Source organism: Acidovorax sp., assembly GCF_022763525.1.
Classification (GTDB): domain Bacteria; phylum Pseudomonadota; class Gammaproteobacteria; order Burkholderiales; family Burkholderiaceae_C; genus Acidovorax.
This window is the reverse complement of the sequence record NZ_JALEGG010000195.1, coordinates 18,276-40,574: the sequence shown is the minus strand read 5'-3', so window position 1 is coordinate 40,574 and position 22,299 is coordinate 18,276. Positions and strand designations below refer to the sequence as shown.

The following is a 22,299-nucleotide window of genomic DNA, read 5'->3' as shown; positions in this document are numbered from 1 at the left end:
TGGTCGTCAAAAAAATCAGTGCATGAATTCTTCATTTTTAAATAAAAACCATATGAAAACTAAAATCAAAAAATCAAGATCGGCCATAGTGGCTTTAGTCTCGGCGTCGGCGTAGCCCGCCATGCCTATGTTGCTGCTTTCTGGCATGGCAATCAGGCGCTTGAGATTGTCCGAGCCGCCTTTGGAGCGCGACAAGAACGAATGGTCGCGCAGCGAAACGGCCGCCTGGTGCAGGTCACCGCCGGTGGACTCCAGCAGGTAGAGGCTGATGAGGTTGACCATGCGGTCGCGCGCCTTCTCCAGCTCGGGCCGCAGAAACTCCGTACCAAAGTAGCGGGCAATCTGCACCATGCCCTTGGGGGCATCCGTGTTGATGGCCGCAAGCTTGTCGGCGCCGATCAACCCCTGTTGAACGCCGTAGGCCAACGCCTTCTCGAAGAACGGGCGGGCGTCGTGAAGCTGCAGGGCGTTGGTTTCAGCAGGAATATCGGTGTTGGGTGTATCAGGCAATGTCATTGGCTTTCCATCACGCTGCGCGTCATCGCGGCGTCGCGAAACTGGCGCGGCCCAAGCGAGGCCCCGGGGCAAGGGCTGCCCTGCAGCGAGGGTGGTGTCCCCCTTCCTGGCGAACCCGAGAGAAGGGGCTGAGGGCCCCGTCTCCAAGCCTGCCTGCGCAGGCTTGGACGTGCCCGAAGAGCCACAGCCTCTGGTGGCGGCACCAAGGCGCGCAGCGCCTCAGGGTGAGGTTCTCTAAATAGCCGATTCTTCATCCGAGTTGCGGGCCGCCGGAGTGGCCTTGCCGCGGTCGGTCTCGCTGGTCTCGAACTTGCCGTCGTCTTCCTCCGCGGGCGATTCATCGGTCTCTTCCAGCCCCAGGTCGAACGCGCGGGCCTTGGCGCGCAGCACCAGCAAGGTTTCGATGAAGAGGTCACGGCACTCGTAGCGCAGCAGCCAGGCCATTTGCATCCAGTCACGGTCGGCGACCTCGTCGAGGTCGATGCGCGGCTGCACGTAGCCCGAGGCGAGCAGTTCGTCGTCCGTCAGCGTGGGACCGTAGTCCTCTGTGGCGTCGAACGTGCCCGTGCGGGCAAATGCCTCGATGCGGCTCCACTTCTCGGCAAAATAGTTCGCCAGGGCCTCGGCGCCGCCTTCGAGGTCACCAATGGCGGTCAGAAACTCCACCGGGTCGGCATCTTCGCGGAACACGACGGCGTTCACCATGTTGCGCAGATGCGTGTGGGTAAGGTCCTTGTACTGCTTTTCCAGCACCATCGCGCGTGCAAACTGCTCGGGGGTGACCAGCATGTTCACCACCGACGCCTTGGAATCGTCGTACTCGCGCATCACGGCCAGGATGTCCTTGGGTGCGAGCTGGTCCAGCACCACCATCAAAGCCTTGTCGCCATCGGTGTCCGCCAGCTCGGCCAGCGCGGACTCAGCCCCCACGATGTCACCGGCCGCGATAAGGCTGGTGGTCTTGGTGATGAGGGCCAGGTGGGTGTTGCTGCTGCTGTCGTTGCTCATGCGTGTTCCTTATGCCTTGTGGGCGGCTGTTTGGCGTTTGCGCAATGGTTGTTCGCATACAGGCCGATGATTCCTGGCGCGCACGCGGCCAGTGGGCCGCCGCGCAAGGGTCGTCCCTCCGCCACGCTTCAGTCTTTCCTGTCGAAACCCACATCCGCCAGCCAATTGGCACTGGCCTCCTCGCGGGTGCGGCTGTTCTGGGGCTCCACCGCGTCGTCGGCACTCAGCGCGCTGAAGTCGTCTTCATGTTCGGCTGCGTCCTCGTCTTCCTGCGCCCCATCGCCATCGCCAAGATCGGCAGCGGCTGCCGACGCCATGCGCGCATGCAGGTGGAGGTATTCCAGGCCCGCGGCCACGGCCATGAATCGCGGGCCTTGCGGCTCCCGCAGCACAGTCTGCGCCAGGCTGACTGCCCAGGGTTCCAAGGCTACGGACGAGCCCAGGGCATGCCAGTCGGGCAACTCGTCCACCGGCAGGCCCACCAGGTGTTCCAGCGCTGCTGGCTGAACGAAGCGAAAGCCCTGGTGAAACACCACGGCCACCATCTCGGGCGCCAGTTCGATCATCTGTGCCAGGAAGGCGATTTCGTTGCGTTTCTCGGCCAGGCGTTTGCGCAGGACATCGTTGCCCTCGGAGTCGCTGACCAAGTCATCCAGCTCGGCGCGATAGGCCGCGCGGAGGTCGTAAAAGTAAGGAGAGAGTTTCACAAGGAGGAAGAAAGAATGCTCTTGGAATAGGCTTGCCAGATCTCGTTCGCCGTCTGCAGCGGGTCGTCGAGCAGGTTGCGGCGCCGGTTGTCGTCGTAGGCCTGGCGGGCGCTCTCATCGGACAGCACTTCGTACGCCTTTTGCACGGCCTGGAAGCGCCGCGCTGCGTCGGGAGCGTCGTTGCGGTCCGGGTGGTAGAACGATGCCTTCTGGCGGAAGGCCTTCTTGATATCGGCCAGCGATGCGTTGGCAGTCAGGCCGAGGGCGGTGTAGTGGTCGATGGCGGCGGTCATGGATGAACGATGGAACGGGTGGCAGGGCCACACCCCACCTGACAGGCACTGCGGCAGCGCTTGGTCTTGGTGTCAGCCACCCAGGCTCACAAACACGTTCTGGACGTCGTCGTTGGAATCGATGGCGGCGAGGAAGTTCTCCACCTCTTCGAGCTGCTCGGCCGTGAGATTGGCGGGGTTGACCGGGTTCTTGGGCTTGTAACCCAGCTTGGCCGACAGCACCGTAAAGCCGTGGACCGGCAGGGCACGGCTGACGAGGTCCAGGTCGGTGGGGTCGGTCCAGAAGGTGGTGGTGCCTTCCTCGTCGCCCGCCTCGAAGTCCTGCGCGCCGGCTTCGATGGCGGCCAGCTCCGGGTCGGCACCCGGCGTGGCCGGCTCGGCTTCGATCATGCCCACGTGGTTGAAGTCCCACGCCACCGAGCCCGAAGTGCCCAGCTGGCCCTTGCGGAACAGCACCCGCATCTCGGGGGCCGTGCGGTTCACGTTGTCGGTCAGGCATTCGACCATCACCGCCACCTGGTGCGGCGCAAAGCCTTCGTAGATCACGCGCTCGTAGTTCACGGCGTCGGCGCCCGTGCCCGAGCCCTTCTTGATGGCGCGCTCCAGGGTGTCCTTGGGCATGGAGGCCTTGCGGGCCTGCTCCACCACCAGGCGCAGGCGGGCATTGGTGGCCGGGTCGGCACCGCCGCGCGCGGCCACGGTGATTTCCTTGACCAGCTTGCCAAACAGCTTGCCCTTGGCATCGGCCACCTGTGCCTTGCCTTTTGCTTTCCACTGCGCGCCCATGGAGTTACCTTTTGATGTGGGAATTGAGAGGGGGTTTTGCTGCAGGTCGCCCCGCGCGGCAAAACCCTGTAGTCTACCCGCTGACCTGCAATCACCCCCCTGCGAACAACCCTGGCGCCATCGTCGCGGCGCCAAACGGCGGTAACTCATCCCCTCCTTCGGCGACCAGCGTGTAACCTCGGCATCATCCTCGCCCTCGCCTACCCCAGCGCCTAGATCCCATGCTCAACACCCTGTGGCTCGGTTTTTTCGTCACGGCGGCAGTCGCCGCCATGGCCCAGTGGCTGGTGGGTGGCAACGCCGACATCTTCTCGGCCATGGTGCAGGCGCTGTTCCAGATGGCCAAGCTCTCGGTCGAGGTGATGGTGCTGCTGTTTGGCACGCTCACGCTGTGGCTGGGTTTTTTGCGCATCGCCGAAAAGGCAGGCATTGTGGACGCCCTGGCGCGCTGGCTGGCGCCGCTGTTTGCCAAACTCATGCCCGAGGTGCCGCGCGGTCACCCATCGCTGGGCCTGATCACGATGAACTTTGCCGCGAATGCGCTGGGGCTGGACAACGCGGCCACACCCATGGGCCTGAAGGCCATGACATCGCTGCAAGAACTGAACCCACAGCCCGGCACCGCCACCAACGCGCAAATCCTGTTTCTGGTGCTCAACGCTTCCTCGCTCACGCTGCTGCCGGTGACCATTTTCATGTACCGCCTGCAGCAGGGTGCGCCCGACCCGACGCTGGTCTTCCTGCCCATCCTGCTGGCCACGTCGGCATCCACGCTGGTGGGTCTGCTGAGCGTTGCGGTGGCGCAGCGCCTGCCGTTGTGGAGCCCCGTCGTACTGGCCTATCTGATGCCGGCGGCCCTGGCGCTGGCCGGTTTCATGGCGCTGCTCACCACGCTCAGCGCGGCGGCCCTGGCCTCACTGTCGTCCCTGCTGGGCAACCTCACGCTGTTCGCGCTGGTCGTGTTGTTCGTGGGCATCGGCGCATGGCGCAAGGTGCCGGTGTACGAAGCCTTCATCGACGGCGCCCGCGAGGGCTTTGACGTGGCCAAGGGCCTGCTGCCCTACCTGGTGGCCATGCTGTGCGCGGTGGGCGTGTTCCGCGCCTCAGGCGCTTTAGGCTATGCGCTCGATGGCATCCGTTGGTGCGTAACCACCCTGGGGGCTGATGCCCGCTTTGTAGATGCCCTGCCCACCGCACTGGTCAAGCCGTTTTCCGGCAGTGCGGCGCGCGCCATGCTGATCGAAACCATGCAGACGCAGGGCGTCGACAGCTTTGCCGCCCTGGCCGCCGCCACCATCCAGGGCAGCACCGAGACCACGTTCTACGTGCTGGCCGTGTATTTCGGAGCCGTGGGCATCCAGCGTGCACGGCACGCGGTGGGTTGCGCCTTGCTGGCTGAACTGGCGGGGGTGGTGGCAGCCATTGCCGTGTGCTATCGGTTCTTTGGGTAGAAATGATCAAATCTGCCCCTACCGCGCTGCCATTCAGCGCCACAAGCTATCATTTATATAGCATTCGGTTGTCTTTTTCCGCTTGTCCGTTTCTCTTCACTTGAGGGGCGACTCCCCCATTCCCGTGCGCACCCATTGGGGCTTTCCATCATGCGGACCATAGAGGTCCTACCTATGCTGTGCCCGTAGGCCCGCCAGCGGTGCGCCGGTAGCCCCCTGGGAAGAGTTTCCCCACCCACTCCATGACATTGGCCCCTCACCCCACCGTGTCCCACGACGCCGAAGAGCGCGAGCACGCCGAGGCCCTGCTCCAGCTGTGCAAACGGCTGGAGCGCGCCTGGACCTTGCCCGACGTGCTGGAGGCCGTCAAACCCATGGGGGAGAGCGTTTTCGACTATCGCCATGTCTGGCTGGCACTGTTCGACGAAGCCTCGGGCATGCTGGACTTCCTCACCCACACCACCAGCGGCGAGGAGAGCGCCGTGAGCCGCCAGCTGCAGACCATGAAAATCCCGGTGAAGGGAGACGCGCTGCTCGAAGAAATCCTGCAGGCCACCCATGTCGTGGTGGTGGAAGACGCGCGCACCGACCCCCGCACCAACAAGGCCGTGGTGGCGGCATTGCACAACCGCACCATCGTCAACGTGCCGCTCGTCATGGCCGACCAGCGCCTGGGCGCCCTGGGCATGGGCACCTACGGCGATGAGGAAGGCGTGCGGCCGCCCAAGCTTTGGCAGATTGCGCTGATGCAAGCCACCGCAGGGCACTTGGCCGTTGCACTGGACCGGGTGCGCTTCATGACCGCGCGGCGCGAGGCCGAAGAAGCGCTGGTGCAGCAGAAAGAGCACCTGCAGGTGACCCTGCAGTCGATCAGCGATGCCGTGGTCACCACCGATGCCGCGGGGCTGGTGCAGTACCTCAATCCCGCCGCGCAGGTGCTGACGGGTTGGTCGCTGGCTGCTGCCTGCGGACGCCAGCACCAGGATGTGCTGGGCCTGGGCGCCGAGCCCGGGACGGACACCGTCCCCGACCTCGTTGGCCGCGCATTGGCGCAAGGCAGCACCCAGTTTCATTCGAAGCTCCGGTCCACGCCACTGGCGGGCACTCCGCTGCTCATGGACCTGTCGGCTTCGCCCCTGCTGCGGCCCGGTGGCGATGCTGACGGAGTGGTGCTGGTGTTTCGCGATGTGACCGAAGCCAGCCGGCTGAGCCGTGAAATGGAGTTCCAGGCCCTGCATGACACGCTCACCAGCCTGGGCAACCGCCGAGCATTCGAGAACCTCCTGGCCCAGGCTTTCACTGCCACGCGCGACGCCAACACGGCCCGCCATTGCGTGTGCTATCTCGATCTCGACAATTTCAAGGTGATCAATGACACCTGCGGCCACGCCGCAGGCGACGAACTGCTGAGACAGGTGGCGCGCCTGTTCCTCGCCCACCTGCAGCCCCAGGACCTGCTGTGCCGCCTGGGCGGCGACGAGTTCGGCATCCTGCTTTGGCAACAGGATCTTCAGCAGGCATTGCAGGTGGCGGAGCGCATGCAGCAGGAACTGGCCGCATTCCGCTTTGCGTGGCGCGACCACGTGTTCAGCGTGAGCGTCAGCATCGGTGCCGTGGTGCTGGACGCAGCCACCGAGAGTGTGGGCGCCCTGCTACAGGCGGCCGACAGTGCCTGTTACGTGGCCAAGGATGGGGGCCGCAACCGCATTCATGTCTATGCCGAGAACGACCCCGCCCTGGCACAGCGCTACGGCGTCATGGAATGGGTCAGCCGCATCGAGGATGCGTTGCAGCACGACCGGTTCGAGCTGTTTGGCCAGCCCATCGCCCGGCTGGGCGCGCCGCCGGCCGGTACGGCCCACGGCCTGCATTGCGAAGTCCTGCTGCGCATGCGCACGCCCGACGGCCGCCTGGTTTCGCCCGGTGAATTCATGTCCGCCGTGGAACGCTACCAACTGGCCGCCCGGGTGGACCGCTGGGTCATCAAGAAGGCCCTGGCCTGGATGGCCGAACACCAGGAGCGCGTGGAGCTGTGCTGCATCAACCTCTCGGGACAGTCCGTGGGCGACGCCACTTTTTTGAGCCAGGTGCTGCAGGCCATGGACCAGGCCCCGGTGCGCTGCGACCGCCTGTGCTTCGAGATCACCGAAACCGCCGCCATGGGCGACCTGGCCGCGGCCAACCGCTTCTTCCAGGCCATGCGCGCTCGGGGCTGCCGGTTCGCGCTGGACGACTTCGGCAGCGGACTGTCGTCGTATGCATACCTGCGCGAGCTGGCGGTGGACATGCTGAAGATCGACGGGCAGTTTGTGAAAAACATGGCCGACGACCCCGTGAGCTTCGCCATGGTGAGGTCCATCCACGAAATCGGCTGCCTGATGGGCAAGAAGACCGTGGCGGAGTTTGCTGAAAGCCAGGCCGTCGTGGACCTGCTGACCGGGCTGGGCGTGCACTTTGCCCAGGGCTACGCGCTGGCCCGCCCCGCGCCACTGGACGAGTTGCTGCAGGAATCCGTGGTGCAATGAAAACGCTTCCTCACGCACGCGCCGCCGGCAGGCCCGCGAGGCCAGGCCGGGGAGTGTTCAACCAGGCGGCGTAGAGGGCAATGCAGGCGCCGCCACCAGCTCCCACTCGGCCAGCTGTTCGTTGGTGGCAATCAGCCGCCCCACCAGCAGCTTGATGAAGGCCTTGTCAAACCGTGATTGAAGGTCTTCCGAGGCTTCGCGCAGCGCGGGGTTGCGCACCTTGAGGACCAGCACCTCGGTTTCGGCCACGGCGCTGGCGGTGCGGATGCGGTTGTCAGGACGCAGGTAAGTCATCTCGCCCAAGGTGACGCCCGGACCCAGCGTGCTGAGGTTCCAGCCCTGGCGGCTGACCGCCACCTGGCCTTCGATGAGGATGCAGAACGAATCGCCGGGTGTGTTCTCTCGCATCAGGACCGTGCCCTGCGGCAGGCGGCGCCAGTTGCCCAGGCGCATCAGCTCCCACAGCGCAACATCATGAAAGTCGGCAAAAAAAGGCAGTGCGCGCAGACGCGCAAAACGTTCGGCCTCGGTGTCTTGCGAACGCTGGCGGGGCAGCTCCCGGTGGGCCGCCAGGAGGGCCTGTGCAAAGTCGTCCCAGGTGGCGAAGCGGTCTGCCGGCTGCTTGGCCAGGGCGCGCAGCAGCACTTCGTCCACATGCGGCGGCAGCGATGCACGCAGCAGGCTGGGCGGTGTGGGCACCTCGTTGCTGATCTTGTAGAGCGTGGCGAAATCGGTATCGCCGTCAAAGGGGCGGCGGCCGGTGAGCAGCTCATAAACGACCACCGCCAGTGAGAACATGTCGCTATGGTGAGTGAGGTCGTGCTCGCGCACCTGTTCGGGCGACATGTACGAGGGCGACCCCACCAGCCCCGACAGCTGCGTGGCATCGCTGCGCAGCGATAACGCCGCGCCAAAATCCGTCAGCTTGATGTTGCCGTCTTTCGCCAGCATGAGGTTGGCGGGTTTGATGTCGCGGTGCACCAGCCCTTCGCGGCACGCGTAGTCCAGCGCATTGCAGCACTTGAAGGCGATGTCCAGCACCTGCGGCACGGGCAGCAGCGTGTCCGGTGCGGCGAAAGCCGACAGCGGCTGGCCATCCACATACTCGAGCACGAGGTACGGAGGCAGGGCATCCTCGTCGGCGTCGAGCAGGCGCACGATGTGGGGGTGCCGCAGACGGCCCGACAATGCAGCCTCGTTGCGCAGCAGCTTGCGATAGCGCTCTGCCTGGGCCGGCTCTTTGAGCAAATGCGCGTGCGTCTGCTTGATGGCCACCTTGCGTCCCCGGAACCCGTCCAGGCCCAGGTACACGATGCCGCTGGCGCCCCGGCCCAGCTCCCGCTCGATGCGGTACTTGCCGATGCTGGCAGGGGGTGCCGAGGTTCCAGTGGCCATGGCGGGCTCCTCGCAGGTCTTTCGCAGGTCAGGCGCCAGCGAGGGCCTGCTCAAAGTCGGCCAGCAGATCGTCGGGCTCTTCCAGGCCCACCGAAACACGGATCATGCCGTCGGCAATGCCCATGGCAGCTCGCACCTCGGCACCGGCTTCCCAGAAGATCGTGTGCGCCACAGGGATGATGAGCGTGCGCGTGTCGGCCAGCCCCGTGGCCTTGATGGGAAGCTGCAATCGATTGCACACAGGCAGGCATTGGTCTGGGTTGCGCATCTCGAACGACAGCAGCCATGAGCCGGCCTTGAGGTGCCGTTGGGCAAAGGCATGCTGCGGGTGCGAGGGCAGCATCGGGTAGAGCACGCGCGAGACCGCCGGATGCTTCTCCAGAAACTGCGCCAGCGCGAGTGCGGTGGCGCTGGTACGGTCCATGCGCAGCGACAGGGTCTCGGCCCCCAGCGCCAGCTGATGTGCGGCATGGGACGAGAGCGTGCCGCCCATGTCGCGCAGGCCCTTCTTGCGCAGCTGCTGCAGCCCCCAGCCCTTGGGGTCGCCCTTGCGGTAGGCCGCAAAGATGTTCGGATAGCCGCTCCAGTCATACAGGCCGGTGTCCGTCACCGCGCCCCCCAGCGCGGCCCCCTGCCCTCCAATGCTCTTGGTCAGCGAGTTGAGCACCAGCCCCGCGCCCACGGTTCCCGCACGAAACAGGTAGGGCGATGCCACCGTGTTGTCCACCACGTAAAGCACGCCGTGCTGCCGGCACACCGCGCCGATGCCTCCCAGGTCCGGAATCTGCGTGCCGGGGTTGGCAATGGTCTCCACGAACACCATGCGGGTGTTGGGGCGCAGTGCGGCGGCTACGTTGGCGGCATCGGTCACGTCCACCAGGGTGACCTCGATCCCCAGATCCGCCAGCGTGCCGAACACGCTGTTGGTGTTGCCAAACACAAACTGGCTGGCCACCAAGTGGTCACCCGCCTTGAGCAGCGTGAGGAAAATGGCGCAAATGCCCGCCATGCCGGTGGCAAACGCGATGGTGCCCTGCCCCTTTTCCATGAGCGTGATCTTGGCTTCCAGCGCGGCGGTGGTCGGCGTGCCCTGGCGCGCGTAGTTGAAGCCGCCCTTGCTCGTGCCCTGGAACACGGCGATCAGGTCCTCGACCTTGTCATAGCCGTACTGCACCGAGGTGTGGATGGCCTTGTGGATGGCCCCATGCTCCGCGCCGCCCAGGCGGTCGGCATGCAGGATCTCGGTAGTGAAATGGTTGCTCTGCGGTGTCGTCATATGATTCTTCGGCTGCTCTTCCGGGGTGCTTGCATGGCACGGCGATAAAAACGGGCACGCACCAACATCAGTGCACCCGTGGAACTGACTCCGCCAGGCCACAGGGTGCGTTCCCCTAGGGGCTAAGGTGCCGCGGCTCCGAGCCTGCGAGTGCAGGCTTGGACGGCTCCGAAGAGTTGCCGGCTCCGACGGCAACGCCGGGCGCCTTGCGCCCCAGGGGGAATCACCGTTCAGGTGCGATGTGCTCCGCGTAATCGTACAGGGCGCCCAGAATCTCCTGCGCTCGATCGTCGGCCGTTTCGGACATTTCGTCGATTTCGGTAAACAGCTGCTCGACCGTGCGTGCGCCCCCCTGCCCTTCGAAGAGGCACGCCACGCGGTGCGCCTCCCAGCGTTCGGTCTCATCGGCCGACAGCGATGCCGGGAAGTTGCGTGCCCGGTAACGCCAAAGCAGCTCTTCCAGGCGCGGGTCATCAAAGCTGGCCCGCGCCTGGGCCAGTTTCTCAGCGCTCAAGGTGCGCAATTCATTCAGGCGGCGGCGATCGTTGTTGCCGACAAAACCGCCATACAGGTCCTGGTCCACGTCGGGCGCGGGCTCTTGCGGGCGCGCGAACACGGCAGGCCAGATGCCGCTCATGTCGGGTAGCAACCGCGCCGTCTCGGCATGTAGCGCCGCCTGGGCCAGGTCGATGCCCCAGCGCTGCGCGAGCACAGGGGTGAGCGTATTCACATTGCCCACCACCATGGGTGACTTGTTGAGGTGAATCGTCTTGATCGGCAAGCGCGTGGTGCCCTCGGGCAGCGCGTCGGCCTTGCTGAACATCCGCAAGCGGATTTCGTCAACCCCCATCGTCGCCAGGGGCGCGGGGTCTTGCGAAAGGTCCCACGCGATGAGTTCGTTCTTGTTGGTGGGGTGGCTGGCCAGCGGCCACATGACGGCCAGGCATCCCCGCTCCACCGGGAACATGCCCGAAACATGCAGAAAGGGCCGCGCCGTGGCGGCCGTGGCGGGCAAGCGCAATTCGGCGGCTACGCGATCCTTCTTGTGCAGCGAGAGCGCAAAGTCGAACAGCTTGGTGTTGTGCTGGCGGATGAGGCGCGCCAGCGCAATGGTGGCGCGCACGTCCGAGAGCGCATCGTGCGCGGCTTCGTGCAGCAGGCCGTTCGCCTTGGACAAATGCTCCAGCTTGAAACTGGGCGTCCCGTCTTCCTTTTTGGGCCACTGGATGCCGCCGGGCCGCAACGCATAGGTCATGCGAACCACATCCAGCAAATCCCAGCGGCCGCACTGGTTCTGCCACTCTCGGGCATACGGGTCGATCAGGTTGCGCCAGAACATGAAGCGCGTGATCTCGTCGTCAAAACGGATGGTGTTGTAGCCCACCCCAATGGTGCCGGGCTGTGCGAATTCGGCCTCAATGCGGGCAGCGAATGCATGTTCGGGCACGCCCTTTTCCAGGCACAGCTGGGGCGTGATGCCCGTGATGAGGCAGGACACCGGATCCGGCAGGTAGTCATTGGCCGGCTGGCAATAGAACATCAGCGGCTCGCCGATCTCGTTGAGCTCGGAGTCGGTGCGAATGGCCGCGAACTGCGCGGGCCGGTCGCGACGGGTGTTGGCGCCAAAGGTTTCGTAGTCGTGCCAGAGAAAGGTGTGGGGGGCCATGGTCATGGGTGCAAACAAAGACAGGCGGTCGGGCGGGCGGACGGGCTCCGGGGCCGCTCCCGGCGACTGTAACCGGTATTTGGTGCATTTTTGGCACCCAGCGCTTACAAACAAAGCGCGAGCAGCTATCAAAAATATAGTAATCCTGGTTGCAGCCTGCGGCCCTGCTGTGTGGCTCTTAGCGAAGGTCACCGCCTGATACACCTGCCGCCCTGGTCACCCCGGCATCGCGCGGGACAATGGACACATGCACAGAAACCTCGACCATCCCACCACGCCACACTCGCCTGCCACTCGACGCCTTCGCGCCCTTGGCGGGCAGTTGAGCGTGCTGGCTGCGGCCCTGGCGCTCGGCGGCTGCGCCACTTCGCAGCCGCCCAAGGCTCGTGCACCGGCTGCCCAACTCCCTGCAGCCGCCAGCGCAACTGCCTCCGCGGTGTCCGCAGGACCGGCGCCTGCCGCGCCGACTCCTTCCCCCTCTCCGGATGCGCAGGACCATGCCGCGGGCTTTGCCAACTGGCTGACGGCATTTTCCGCACAAGCGCTGCAGGCAGGCATCCGCGCGGACACGGTGCAGAACGTGCTGGGCCGCGCCCAATGGCTGCCCCGTGTGGTGGAGCTCGACGGCGCCCAGCCCGAATTCACCCGCACGCCCTGGGCCTATCTCGACAGCGCTGTTTCGCCGCAGCGCATTGACCAGGGCCGGGCCAAGCTGGCAGAACACCAGGCGGCGCTCGAAGCCGCAGCCACCCGCTACGGCGTGCCCGCCACGGTGATCACCGCCATCTGGGGGATGGAAAGCAACTACGGCAGCAACTTCGGCACCTTTCGCACCGTGGATGCCCTGGCCACCCTGGCTTACGAAGGTCGGCGCCGCGCCTGGGCGCAATCCGAGCTGCTGGCGGCGCTGCGCATCGTCGACCAGGGCGACATCGCAGCGGACCGCATGCTCGGCTCCTGGGCGGGCGCCATGGGACACACGCAGTTCCTGCCCTCGGTCTTTCTGGCCCACGCCGTGGATGCCGACGGCGATGGCCACCGCGACATCTGGGGCAGCATCCCGGACGTGACCGCATCCACCGCGCATTTCCTGGCGCGCTCCGGCTGGCAGGCTGGCGAGCCATGGGGGGTGGAGGTGCAATTGCCCGCGTCCTTCGACCATGCCCGTGCCGATCTCTCGGTGCGCCAAGCCGCTACCCAATGGGAAGCCGAGGGCGTGCGCAGCATGGATGGGCAGGCGCTGCCCGTACTGGCCAGCGCTTCCATCATCACGCCCGCCGGCGCACGAGGGCCGGCGTTCCTGGTGGGCGCCAATTTCCGCACCATCCTGCGCTACAACAATTCGGCCAACTACGCGCTGGGCGTGGCCTTGCTGGCGCGGCAGATCGGCGGCGGCAGCCCGGTGGTTGCCGCGTGGCCACGCGACCTTGCACCCCTGTCGCGCTCGCAGCTGCAAGCGCTGCAGGAAGCGCTCAATCGACGGGGTTTTTCCGCGGGCGCCCCGGACGGCGTGATGGGTCCCGCCACCCGCGCGGGCTTGCGGGGCTATCAGCGTAGCATCGGAGTGGTGGCAGATGGCTACCCCACCGCGGAGCTGCTGGAGCGGCTGATGGCATCCCAGTAGCGGGCATGCTGGCCGCCCCGGATCCACGCCGCTCGCAGGCCTACGGCGTCACCAACCCGTCCATGCGGACGACTTCGAAATCCCGGCCCAGCACTTGCCGGAGCTCGGATTTGAGGCGATCGTTGTTCCAGCGCTCGTCCGGCGCGCCGCTCAGGTACCAGTTGGATCCGTTGTCGGCCACCATCATCCCGTGGGTCTTGAGGGCCGTGAGAATGGCCCGTGTTTCGGCCGAGAAACCCGCCGGGATCACGTAACTGGCCTTGAGCCGGACCCGCATGCCCATGGGCGGCAGGTTCGGGCTGGTGTTGCTGGAAGCCCAGTGGGTCGCTGGCGGCACATAGGCGCGTCGAGTCTGGCTGACGGTAAAGCGCAGCGCGTGCCGGATGCCGCCGGGCCCCTGCGAGGCCTCGTCATAACGGACCAAGCCCGGGAAGATGGGCAGGCCCGCCGCGTCGGCACTGGTCCAGCGCGGCTGCGCGGTGGGACGCACGTTATTGCTGTTGAGGTGAAAGACCGCACCGCCCGACGCCCGCCAGCTGCCATCGGCCTGCGGATAGCTGTTGCCGGTTTCATACAAACGGTTGTTGTCGCGGTCGATCACGATCACGTGCCGGTCCCCTGCACTGCCGGGGCCGCCTTCGATGGGCGCATTCGGCGGGATCGGGTACGGACCCGGATCGCTCTCGTCTCCGTAGTCAGTGAACTGCACAGCCACCCGCGGCTGGGTGCCTGCGACCACCACATACGGGATGCCGATGGGCGCCCCCTCCCACAAGCCCGCACCAAAGTCCGGAAAGAGGCCGCGGGTCAGGCCAATGCTGGCGATGAGGTTGTCGGAATTCGGGTCCACAGGCAGGGTGCTGATGTCCGCGTTCCAGGCGTTGCCCGCAGGGAACGGTATGGCCCCATTGAGCGGCGCGCCCACGCCCAGCGTGGCGTTGCGCAAGTCACCGTAGACCTGCGCCCCAGGCGCTGGTGCCGGTGCAGGCGGGAGCGGTGCCGGCGAGACCGGGGGTGGCGCTGGGGGAGGCGCCGCCTCGTCACCACCGCCGCCCCCGCAGGCGGCAACCGCCGCAGCCAGGCCCGCAACGGCCATGAGCCGGCTGGTGGAGGCCCAACGCTGCACATGCAATGAATCGTCAGAACGGTCTGCGAGGGGGGATGGCGGAGGATGGATCATGTGCGGCACCAAAATCTGCGCAGTATGCAGCGGCGAATTCTGCCTCTTGCCGCTGAAATGTACGCAAACGTGACAAGCGCGATGCGGGTCCGGCGCGACCGTTTCGGCAATGGTCGTCTCCCGCGCTTCGTCCCGCAACCGCGGGGCCGTGGTGGACAAAGAATCCCTCGGAAGTCTGCGCGTTGCCACCCGTCCAGTGCGCGCCACACGCTTCCCGCTCGTTGCGCACAGAGGTCCCCACCGCCTGCGAGACACGCGGGCCGTTGGCCCCGCCCTTAGCCTCCAAGCCCGTACTTGCGGATCTTGTCGTGCAGCGTGGTCTTGGCCACGCGCAGCGCCTCGGCCGTGCGGGACAGGTTGCCGCCTTGCTGGCGCAAGGACTCGGCAATCAGGCTGCGCTCGAACGCCTCGACAGCGGCCGCCAGCGCGAGGGGCTGCGCCCCCGCTTCCGCACCACCCGCGCCGTCGGCAAACGGCGCAGCCCCTGCCGCAATGCCCAGCACCACGCGCTCAGCCACGTTGCGCAACTCGCGCACATTGCCGGGCCAGTGGTAGCCCAGCAGCCGCTGCGTCTGGGCGGACGACAGCTCGGGCACCGCACGCTGGTGCCGGGCGGCGGCGTCCATGACGAAATGCTCGAACAACAGCGGTACGTCTTCACGCCGGTCGCGCAGCGGGGGCAGATCCACGGTGGCCACGCTCAGGCGGTAGTAGAGGTCTTCGCGGAACCGGCCCTGTCGGCACAGCGCCAGCAAATCCACCTTGGTGGCAGCCACCACGCGGCAGTCGATGGGAATGAGTGTGTTGGAGCCCAGTCGCTCCAGCACCCGCTCTTGCAGCACGCGCAAGAGCTTGATCTGCATGGCCATGGGCATGCTTTCGATTTCGTCGAGGAACAGCGTGCCCCCGCTCGCATGCTCGATCTTGCCAATGCGGCGCTTGCCCGCTCCCGTGAAGGCCCCGGCCTCATTGCCGAACATCTCGCTGTCAAACAAGGTGTCGGGCAAGCCGCCGCAGTTGATGGCCACAAAATGGCCTTTGCCGCGCGGGCTGGCATCGTGCAGGCACCGCGCGGCCAGCTCTTTGCCCGTGCCGGTTTCGCCATGGATGAGCACATCCACCGTGCTGGCCGCCAAGCCAGCCAACACCTCGCGCAAGCGAAGCATGTTGGGTGCGCGGCCCATCACCAGGCGCTCGATCGCATCGCGGTGCGCCAGTTGGCTTCGCAGCCGGCGCACCTCGAGCACCAGCCGGCGCTTGTCCAGCGCACGGCGAACTGCGCTGACCAGTTGCTCAGGGGCAAAGGGCTTCTGGATGAAATCGTGCGCGCCATCCTTCATGGCCTGTACAGCCATCGAGATGTCGCCATGGCCGGTGATCAGCACCACGGGCAACTCCGGGTCCAGGCCCATGAGTTCCTGCAAGAAGGCCATGCCGTCCATTTTCGGTAGGCGAATATCGCTCACCACCACGCCCCGGAAGTCGCGCCCCAGGCGCAGGCGCGCCAGCTCTGCGCTGGGGGCACTTTCCGTCGCAATGCCTTCCAGCTGCAGGGCCTGTTCACAGCCCAGAACGATGTCGGGATCGTCTTCAACGATAAGGACCTTGAGGTCGTGGGTCATGGGCGTTCCAGGGCGGGTTCCGATTCTTGGCGGACTGCAGCGGGCAAGATCAAGTGGAACACGGCACCGCCCTCGGGGTGGTTGGCGCCGGTGAGCGTTCCGCCCGATTCACGCACGATTCCGGCCGACAAGGCCAGCCCCAGGCCCAGGCCATCGCCCGAGCCCTTGGTGGTGAAAAACGGCTCGAACAGATGGGCCAGGGCTTCATCGGTGAGGCCCGGTCCTCGGTCACGCACCTGCACATGCACTTGGCCGTCCAACTGGTCGCACCGAATCTCGACGCGCATGGCGCTGCTGCCCGCCATCGCATCCAGCGCGTTGTTGATCAGGTTGACCAGGACCTGCTCCAGGCGGTTGCCATCGCACCAGGCCACGGGCTCTGGCTCGGCCACGTCGAGCACCCATTGGGCCCCGACTTGCAGGATGCGCGGCTCCAGCAGGGCCAGCGCGTTGGTCAGCGCGGCACGCAACCCCACCGCTTGCGGCTCGCCCGTCGATTTGCGGGCAAAGGCCCGAAGCTCGCCCGTGATGCGGCCCATGCGGTCGGCCAACTGGGCAATGCGCTCCAGATTGACACGCACCGTGGGCAAATCACCTCGCTCCAGAAATCGCACGCTGTTACCCGACAGGGTGCGCAGCGCGGTCAGCGGCTGGTTCAGCTCGTGCGCAACGCCCGTGGAAAGCTGCCCAATCACCGCCAGCTTGCCGGCCTGCACCAGCTCATTCTGGGCTGCGCGAAGCGTGCCTTCGGCGCGGATCCGCTCCTGTACTTCAGACTGGAGACGTTCGTTGGTACGCGACAAATCGGCCGTGCGCTGCTGCACCTTGCGCTCCAGCTCGTCGTGTGCAGCCTGCAACGCTTCGCGTGCGGCCAGTCGGTCGCGCAAACGGTCGCGTTCGTGGCGGCGGCGCTGGTTGACCATGAAGCCGAGCAGCGCGACAAATGCAGCACCGATGGTGACGACCAGGGCATCACTCTGCGCAGCCTCATCCGCGCGGGCCAGGTGCGAGAAAACAGTCAGCGTCCACGGCGTTCCCGGCAGCGCTCGCGATTGGGCCAGGAAGCGGCCCGTCACCGGGTACACCGACGCCATCTCCGTGCCCGCCCGCGCCACACGCACCACGCGCGCTCCCTGATCCAGGTCGCTGAGGACCGTCATCCCCAAGGGGGTGAGGGCGCGGCGGTTGTATTGCAGGGTCTGGTCAAAGGCTTTGCGAGTGCTGTCGTCCAGCGGACGCAGCACGGTGAATTTCCAGTCGGGTACCGAACCCAGGATCACCACGCCGTTTTCATCGGTCACGATCACCGGCGCTTCGACGGTGGACCAGGATTGCTCCAGCTGGTCCAGGCTCACCTTGGTGACGGCGACGCCTACGGTGCGGTTGCCGTCGAGCAATGCCGAGGCCAGGTAATACCCCGGCTCTCCGCGCGTGGTGCCAATGCCAAAGAACCGCCCGCTGTTTTTGCTCAGCGCATCGCGAAAGTAGGGCCGAAAGCTGAGATCCTCGCCCATGAAGCTGTCAGGGCGGCGCCAGTTGCTGGTGGCCACCACGCGCCCCTGCAAGTCGATCACGTAGATGGACAGCGTGCCCGCGCGCTCGTTGAGCTGCTCCAGGTAGGCATTGACGCCGTCTGCGCTGCGCAGTGGCGAATCCAATGAACCGGAAGAACTGGCTCGCCTGGCCGCGAGGGTCGTTGGGGCGGAGACACCCGGCGCAGCCCTGAGCAAAGCCAGCACTTCGGGGCTGAGCTCCAGCGTACCCGGAAGAAAGGCGTACTTGCTGATCTCACGCTGCAAGCTAGCGGTGTACAGCTCCAGCCGGTGCAAGCCTGTGGCCTGGATCTGAGCCTGCTCCATGCGCTGGACCCACACATAGGCCAGCGCCCCGCTCAGCCCGACCCCAGCAAGGAGGAGCAGGACGGTGAAGCGGCGCAAAGATCTGGGCAAAGGCATGGGGCGGCCGATGTTAGCAGCGCGTGTAGGCAACCGCGGGGCCGTGGCTTGATCGCCATGCCGCCTTCTCGCGACGGCCGCCGCACGCGCCTGCAACGTTCGAAAACAGGCGTTCTGTGGCCTGGCGACGGCATGGAAAGGCTTACGCCACGCGCGGCAAAACCTCGTCGTCGCCCGCGGCGGGCAGCATTTCCTCACGCTCGGCGAGCGCCTCTGGCACCGGATCGATGGCGTTTTCCCATTTGGCCACCACTGCCGTGGCAATGGCGTTGCCCAGCACATTGGTCACCGTCCGCCCCATGTCCAGGAAGTGGTCGATACCGAGAATCAGCAGCACGCCGGCTTCCGGCAGTTTGAACATGGGAAGCACGGCAGCCACGACCACCAGCGAGGCGCGAGGCACGCCCGCAATTCCTTTGCTCGACACCATGAGCACCAGCAACATGGTGATCTGCGCAGACAACGGCATGTCGATCCCGTAGGCTTGCGCAATGAAAATCGCTGCAAAGGTGGTGTAGATCATGGATCCGTCCAGGTTGAACGAATATCCGAGCGGCAGCACAAACCCCGTCACCTTCGGCTTGACGCCAAATTTTTCGAGCTGCTCCACCAGTTTGGGGTACACCGATTCACTGCTCGCCGTCGAGAAGCCGATAAGCATCGGGGTACGAATCAGCTTGAGCAGGCGAAACACATCGCGCCCCAGCACGGCATAACCCGCCACCACCAGCACCAACCACAAGGCCGCCAGCGCCAGGTAGAAGCTCAGCATGAGTTTGCCGAACACCCCGAGCATGCCCAGGCCCTGCGTGGTGATGGCGCCAGCCACGGCACCAAACACGCCCACCGGAGCAAATCGCATCACGTAGTCGGTGACCTTGAGCATCACGTGGACCACCTCATCGAGCGTGGCCACCAGCGTGCGCGCCGCCTGATTGTGCAAATGCCCCAGCGCCAATCCAAAGAACAGCGAGAACACCAGGATCTGAAGGATGGCGTTGTTGGCCATCGATTCAACGATGCTGCGCGGAAAGACCTGTGCGATGAAGTCCCGCAGATTCAGTGCACCGGTCTTGAGCTGGGTCGAGGCGCCCGCCTCGGGCAGGGGAATGGCGAGCCCGTTGCCCGGCTGCGTGAGATTGGCGATCACTAGTCCCAGGGCCAGCGACACCAGCGAAGCGCCCAGGAACCAGCCGACCGCCCGCGTGCCAATGCGTCCCACGGTGCGCGAATCCCCCATGCTGGCCATGCCAGCGGCGAGCGTCGCAAACACCAGGGGCGCGATGATCATCTTGATCATGCGCAGGAAGATGTCCGTGAGCAAACCGAAGTAGCCAGCGATCTCCTTGGCGGCTTCGGGCGTGGGAGCCGCGGCGTGGCAGGCGTACCCGACCAGAACACCCAGGACCATGGCCAGGATGACCATGGTGGTCAGACGATTGAGTTTCATGCGATGTGTGTGAAGTTGAAGAATGAAAACGCGAGAAGGCTGACCATCTTTGGCGACAGCCCCTTGCGCCGAACGGTCAGGCAGGCGGGACCGCGCCATATCCCCGCGCAGGCGGGCGAGGCCTGGCATGCGCCGGGCATAGGCAATCCGGCCTGCCGGGTGCAAGGAATGTGGCGTTTTCTGGCATGGCTTGTCTCCCCATCAGCCGTGCCTGTCAGGCGCGGCCTGGGCTTTGCACAGCACAGGGCATGCCAGCCTCTCCTGCCCTGTAAGTGGTTGATTTTTATGGAACTCCGACGCTCACACCCTACCGCGCCGTTCGGTTTTTCGACCACCGAATGCACCACCCGTCCGGCAGGCCGAACAATGCGGCCGCCCACAGGCGGGCAAAAAAAAGCCGGCCCCATGGGCCGGCTCAGACGCTCAGGCAGGTGTACCTGATCAATCGGTAGTTGCCTCTTCAGGCTCCGCTGGTTCCGACTTGGCCGAACGATCCTTCTTCGGCAGCGGCTGGATGTCCAGCAGCACCTCGGGCGTTTCCACGCCTTTGTCGTCGGTCTTGACTTCGATGTCCACCGTCAGGCGGCCGCCTTCCGTCAGGCGGCCGAACAACAGCTCGTCGGCCAGTGCCCGGCGGATAGTGTCCTGGATCAGGCGCTGCATCGGGCGTGCGCCCATCAGCGGATCGAAGCCCTTCTTGGCCAGATGCTTGCGCAGCGTGTCGGTGAAGGTGACTTCGACCTTCTTCTCGGCCAGTTGCGTTTCGAGCTGCAGCAGGAACTTGTCGACCACGCGCAGGATGATCTGCTCGTCCAGCGCCTTGAAGTTGACGATGGCATCCAACCGGTTGCGGAACTCGGGCGTGAACAGGCGCTTGATGTCGCCCATCTCGTCGCCCGCCTGCCGCGGATTGGTGAAACCGATCGTGGCCTTGTTCATGGTCTCGGCGCCCGCATTCGTCGTCATGATGATGATGACATTGCGGAAGTCGGCCTTGCGCCCGTTGTTGTCTGTCAGCGTGCCGTGGTCCATCACCTGCAGCAGCACGTTGAAGATGTCCGGGTGCGCCTTTTCGATTTCATCCAGCAGCAACACGGCGTGCGGCTTCTTGGTGATGGCCTCGGTCAGCAGGCCACCCTGGTCGAACCCGACGTAGCCCGGAGGCGCACCAATCAGGCGGCTCACGGCATGGCGCTCCATGTACTCCGACATGTCGAAGCGGATCAGCTCGATACCCAGGATGAAGGCCAATTGCTTGGCTGCCTCGGTCTTGCCCACGCCCGTGGGGCCACTGAACAGGAAGGAGCCAATCGGCTTGTCGCCCTTGCCCAGGCCCGAGCGCGCCATCTTCACGGCGGAGGCCAGCACTTCGAGTGCCTTGTCCTGGCCAAACACCACGCTCTTGAGGTCGCGCTCTAGTGTCTGAAGCTTGCTGCGGTCGTCATTGGACACGTTCGCGGGCGGAATGCGCGCGATCTTGGCCACGATCTCCTCGATCTCGGCCTTGCCGATGGTCTTCTTGCGCTTGCTGGGCACCAGGATGCGTTGAGCAGCACCGGCTTCGTCGATGACGTCGATCGCCTTGTCGGGGAGGTGACGGTCATTGATGTACTTGGCGCTCAACTCGGCCGCAGCCTGCAGGGCAGCTGCCGCGTACTTCACGCTGTGGTGCTCCTCGAAACGCGACTTCAGGCCCTTGAGGATGTCCACCGTTTCGGCCACGGTCGGCTCGACCACATCGACCTTCTGGAAGCGGCGGGACAGCGCGGCGTCCTTTTCGAAGATGCCGCGATATTCCGTGAAGGTGGTCGCGCCAATGCACTTGAGCTGACCACTGGACAGTGCCGGCTTGAGCAGATTAGAGGCATCCAGCGTGCCACCCGACGCCGCCCCCGCACCGATCAGGGTGTGGATCTCATCGATGAACAGGATGGCATTGGGCTTGTCCTTGAGGGACTTGAGCACGCCCTTGAGGCGCTGCTCGAAGTCACCGCGGTACTTGGTGCCCGCCAGCAGCGCTCCCATGTCCAGCGAGTACACCGTGGCCTCTGCCAGGATCTCAGGCACGTCGTTCTGCGTGATGCGCCAGGCCAGGCCCTCGGCAATCGCCGTCTTGCCCACGCCAGCTTCACCCACCAGGAGCGGGTTGTTCTTGCGGCGGCGGCACAGAATCTGGATCGTGCGCTCCACCTCGTAATTGCGGCCGATCAGCGGGTCGATCTTGCCGTCCTTGGCGGCCTGGTTCAGGTTCTGGGTGAACTGTTCCAGGGGCGAGGCCTTTTCGTTGCGCTCGCCGCCACCGCCTTCTTCGCCTTCGGCTTGGTTGTCCGCCTTGGCGGGCTCGGGCGGCTCGCCCTTCTTGATCCCGTGGGCGATGAAGTTGACCACGTCCAGGCGGGTCACGCCCTGCTGGTGCAGGTAGTACACGGCATGCGAGTCCTTTTCGCCAAAGATGGCCACCAGCACATTGGCACCCGTGACTTCCTTCTTGCCGTTGCCGGTGGACTGCACGTGCATGATGGCACGCTGGATCACGCGCTGGAAACCCAGCGTAGGCTGCGTGTCCACCTCGTCGGTGCCCGCCACCTGGGGCGTGTTGTCCTTGATGAAATTGGCCAGCGACGAGCGCAAATCATCGATGTTGGCCGAACAAGCGCGCAGCACCTCCGCTGCGCTGGGGTTATCGAGCAATGCAAGCAACAGATGCTCCACGGTGATGAACTCGTGGCGCTGCTGACGGGCCTCAACAAAGGCCATGTGCAAGCTGACTTCCAGTTCCTGGGCAATCATGTGAACTCCTTTGTGCTTGCGTGGAAAAGATAACTTTAGATCGGGATCAAAGACC

At 65.2% G+C, this 22,299-nt stretch carries 15 protein-coding genes and 1 pseudogene; 3 read left to right on the top strand and 13 right to left on the bottom strand.

What is annotated here, in order from left to right:
- Positions 1 to 96 precede the first annotated feature (96 nt).
- The 5 genes and pseudogenes from MRY84_RS15370 to MRY84_RS15350 form a co-directional block, all read right to left on the bottom strand.
- Positions 97 to 516: pseudogene (locus tag MRY84_RS15370) on the bottom strand (hypothetical protein); the annotation flags it as partial.
- A gap of 234 nt (positions 517 to 750) precedes the next feature.
- The gene (locus MRY84_RS15365; RefSeq protein ID WP_291506577.1) at positions 751 to 1,524 is read right to left on the bottom strand and encodes a hypothetical protein; all 774 of its coding nucleotides are present in this window, start codon (positions 1,522 to 1,524) and stop codon (positions 751 to 753) included.
- Positions 1,525 to 1,652: 128 nt separating this feature from the next.
- Positions 1,653 to 2,231, bottom strand: coding sequence for a hypothetical protein (locus tag MRY84_RS15360; protein WP_291506576.1), 579 nt, complete (start codon positions 2,229 to 2,231; stop codon positions 1,653 to 1,655).
- A complete protein-coding gene (locus tag MRY84_RS15355; protein ID WP_291506575.1) occupies positions 2,228 to 2,524 on the bottom strand; it encodes a DnaJ domain-containing protein in 297 nt (98 codons plus the stop codon). The genes MRY84_RS15360 and MRY84_RS15355 overlap by 4 nt, the downstream gene beginning before the upstream one ends.
- 72 nt (positions 2,525 to 2,596) lie before the next feature.
- Positions 2,597 to 3,310, bottom strand: coding sequence for a YebC/PmpR family DNA-binding transcriptional regulator (locus MRY84_RS15350; protein WP_291506574.1), 714 nt, complete (start codon positions 3,308 to 3,310; stop codon positions 2,597 to 2,599).
- A gap of 221 nt (positions 3,311 to 3,531) precedes the next feature.
- On the opposite strand from MRY84_RS15350, the gene MRY84_RS15345 reads away from it, so the two are divergent.
- Both MRY84_RS15345 and MRY84_RS15340 read left to right on the top strand, forming a co-directional pair.
- Entirely contained in the window at positions 3,532 to 4,761 is a 1,230-nt protein-coding gene (locus tag MRY84_RS15345) for a spore maturation protein (RefSeq protein WP_291506573.1), read from the top strand.
- Between the two features lie 242 nt (positions 4,762 to 5,003).
- Positions 5,004 to 7,286: an EAL domain-containing protein gene (locus MRY84_RS15340; RefSeq protein WP_291506572.1), complete on the top strand. Its 2,283-nt coding sequence runs from the start codon at positions 5,004 to 5,006 to the stop codon at positions 7,284 to 7,286.
- Between the two features lie 57 nt (positions 7,287 to 7,343).
- On the opposite strand, the gene MRY84_RS15335 is transcribed toward MRY84_RS15340, so the two are convergent.
- From MRY84_RS15335 to sbcB, 3 genes are all read right to left on the bottom strand, one after another.
- Positions 7,344 to 8,681 (bottom strand): protein kinase, encoded by a 1,338-nt coding sequence (locus MRY84_RS15335; protein WP_291506571.1) that lies wholly within the window; start codon positions 8,679 to 8,681, stop codon positions 7,344 to 7,346.
- A 28-nt stretch (positions 8,682 to 8,709) separates the two neighbouring features.
- A complete protein-coding gene (locus MRY84_RS15330; protein ID WP_291506570.1) occupies positions 8,710 to 9,957 on the bottom strand; it encodes a cystathionine gamma-synthase family protein in 1,248 nt (415 codons plus the stop codon).
- A 223-nt stretch (positions 9,958 to 10,180) separates the two neighbouring features.
- Entirely contained in the window at positions 10,181 to 11,623 is a 1,443-nt protein-coding gene (gene sbcB, locus MRY84_RS15325; RefSeq protein WP_291506578.1) for an exodeoxyribonuclease I, read from the bottom strand.
- 247 nt (positions 11,624 to 11,870) lie between these two features.
- Between sbcB and MRY84_RS15320 the strand changes: the two genes are divergently transcribed.
- Positions 11,871 to 13,247 carry a lytic murein transglycosylase gene (locus MRY84_RS15320; protein WP_291506569.1) on the top strand — a complete coding sequence of 459 codons (1,377 nt, stop codon included), beginning with the start codon at positions 11,871 to 11,873 and terminating at the stop codon, positions 13,245 to 13,247.
- 40 nt (positions 13,248 to 13,287) lie between these two features.
- On the opposite strand, the gene MRY84_RS15315 is transcribed toward MRY84_RS15320, so the two are convergent.
- The 5 genes from MRY84_RS15315 to clpA all read right to left on the bottom strand — a co-directional run bounded on the left by MRY84_RS15315 (position 13,288) and on the right by clpA (position 22,244).
- On the bottom strand, positions 13,288 to 14,427 hold the full coding sequence (locus tag MRY84_RS15315; protein ID WP_291506568.1) for a hypothetical protein: 1,140 nt from the start codon (positions 14,425 to 14,427) through the stop codon (positions 13,288 to 13,290).
- Between the two features lie 275 nt (positions 14,428 to 14,702).
- Entirely contained in the window at positions 14,703 to 16,049 is a 1,347-nt protein-coding gene (locus MRY84_RS15310; RefSeq protein WP_291506567.1) for a sigma-54 dependent transcriptional regulator, read from the bottom strand.
- A complete protein-coding gene (locus MRY84_RS15305) occupies positions 16,046 to 18,004 on the bottom strand; it encodes an ATP-binding protein (protein ID WP_291506566.1) in 1,959 nt (652 codons plus the stop codon). Before MRY84_RS15305 ends, MRY84_RS15310 begins: the two co-directional genes overlap by 4 nt.
- Before the next feature lie 142 nt (positions 18,005 to 18,146).
- Positions 18,147 to 19,454 carry a dicarboxylate/amino acid:cation symporter gene (locus tag MRY84_RS15300; RefSeq protein ID WP_291506565.1) on the bottom strand — a complete coding sequence of 436 codons (1,308 nt, stop codon included), beginning with the start codon at positions 19,452 to 19,454 and terminating at the stop codon, positions 18,147 to 18,149.
- 441 nt (positions 19,455 to 19,895) lie between these two features.
- Positions 19,896 to 22,244, bottom strand: a complete 2,349-nt coding sequence (gene clpA, locus MRY84_RS15295) for an ATP-dependent Clp protease ATP-binding subunit ClpA (RefSeq protein ID WP_291506564.1) — start codon at positions 22,242 to 22,244, stop codon at positions 19,896 to 19,898.
- Positions 22,245 to 22,299: the final 55 nt, after the last annotated feature.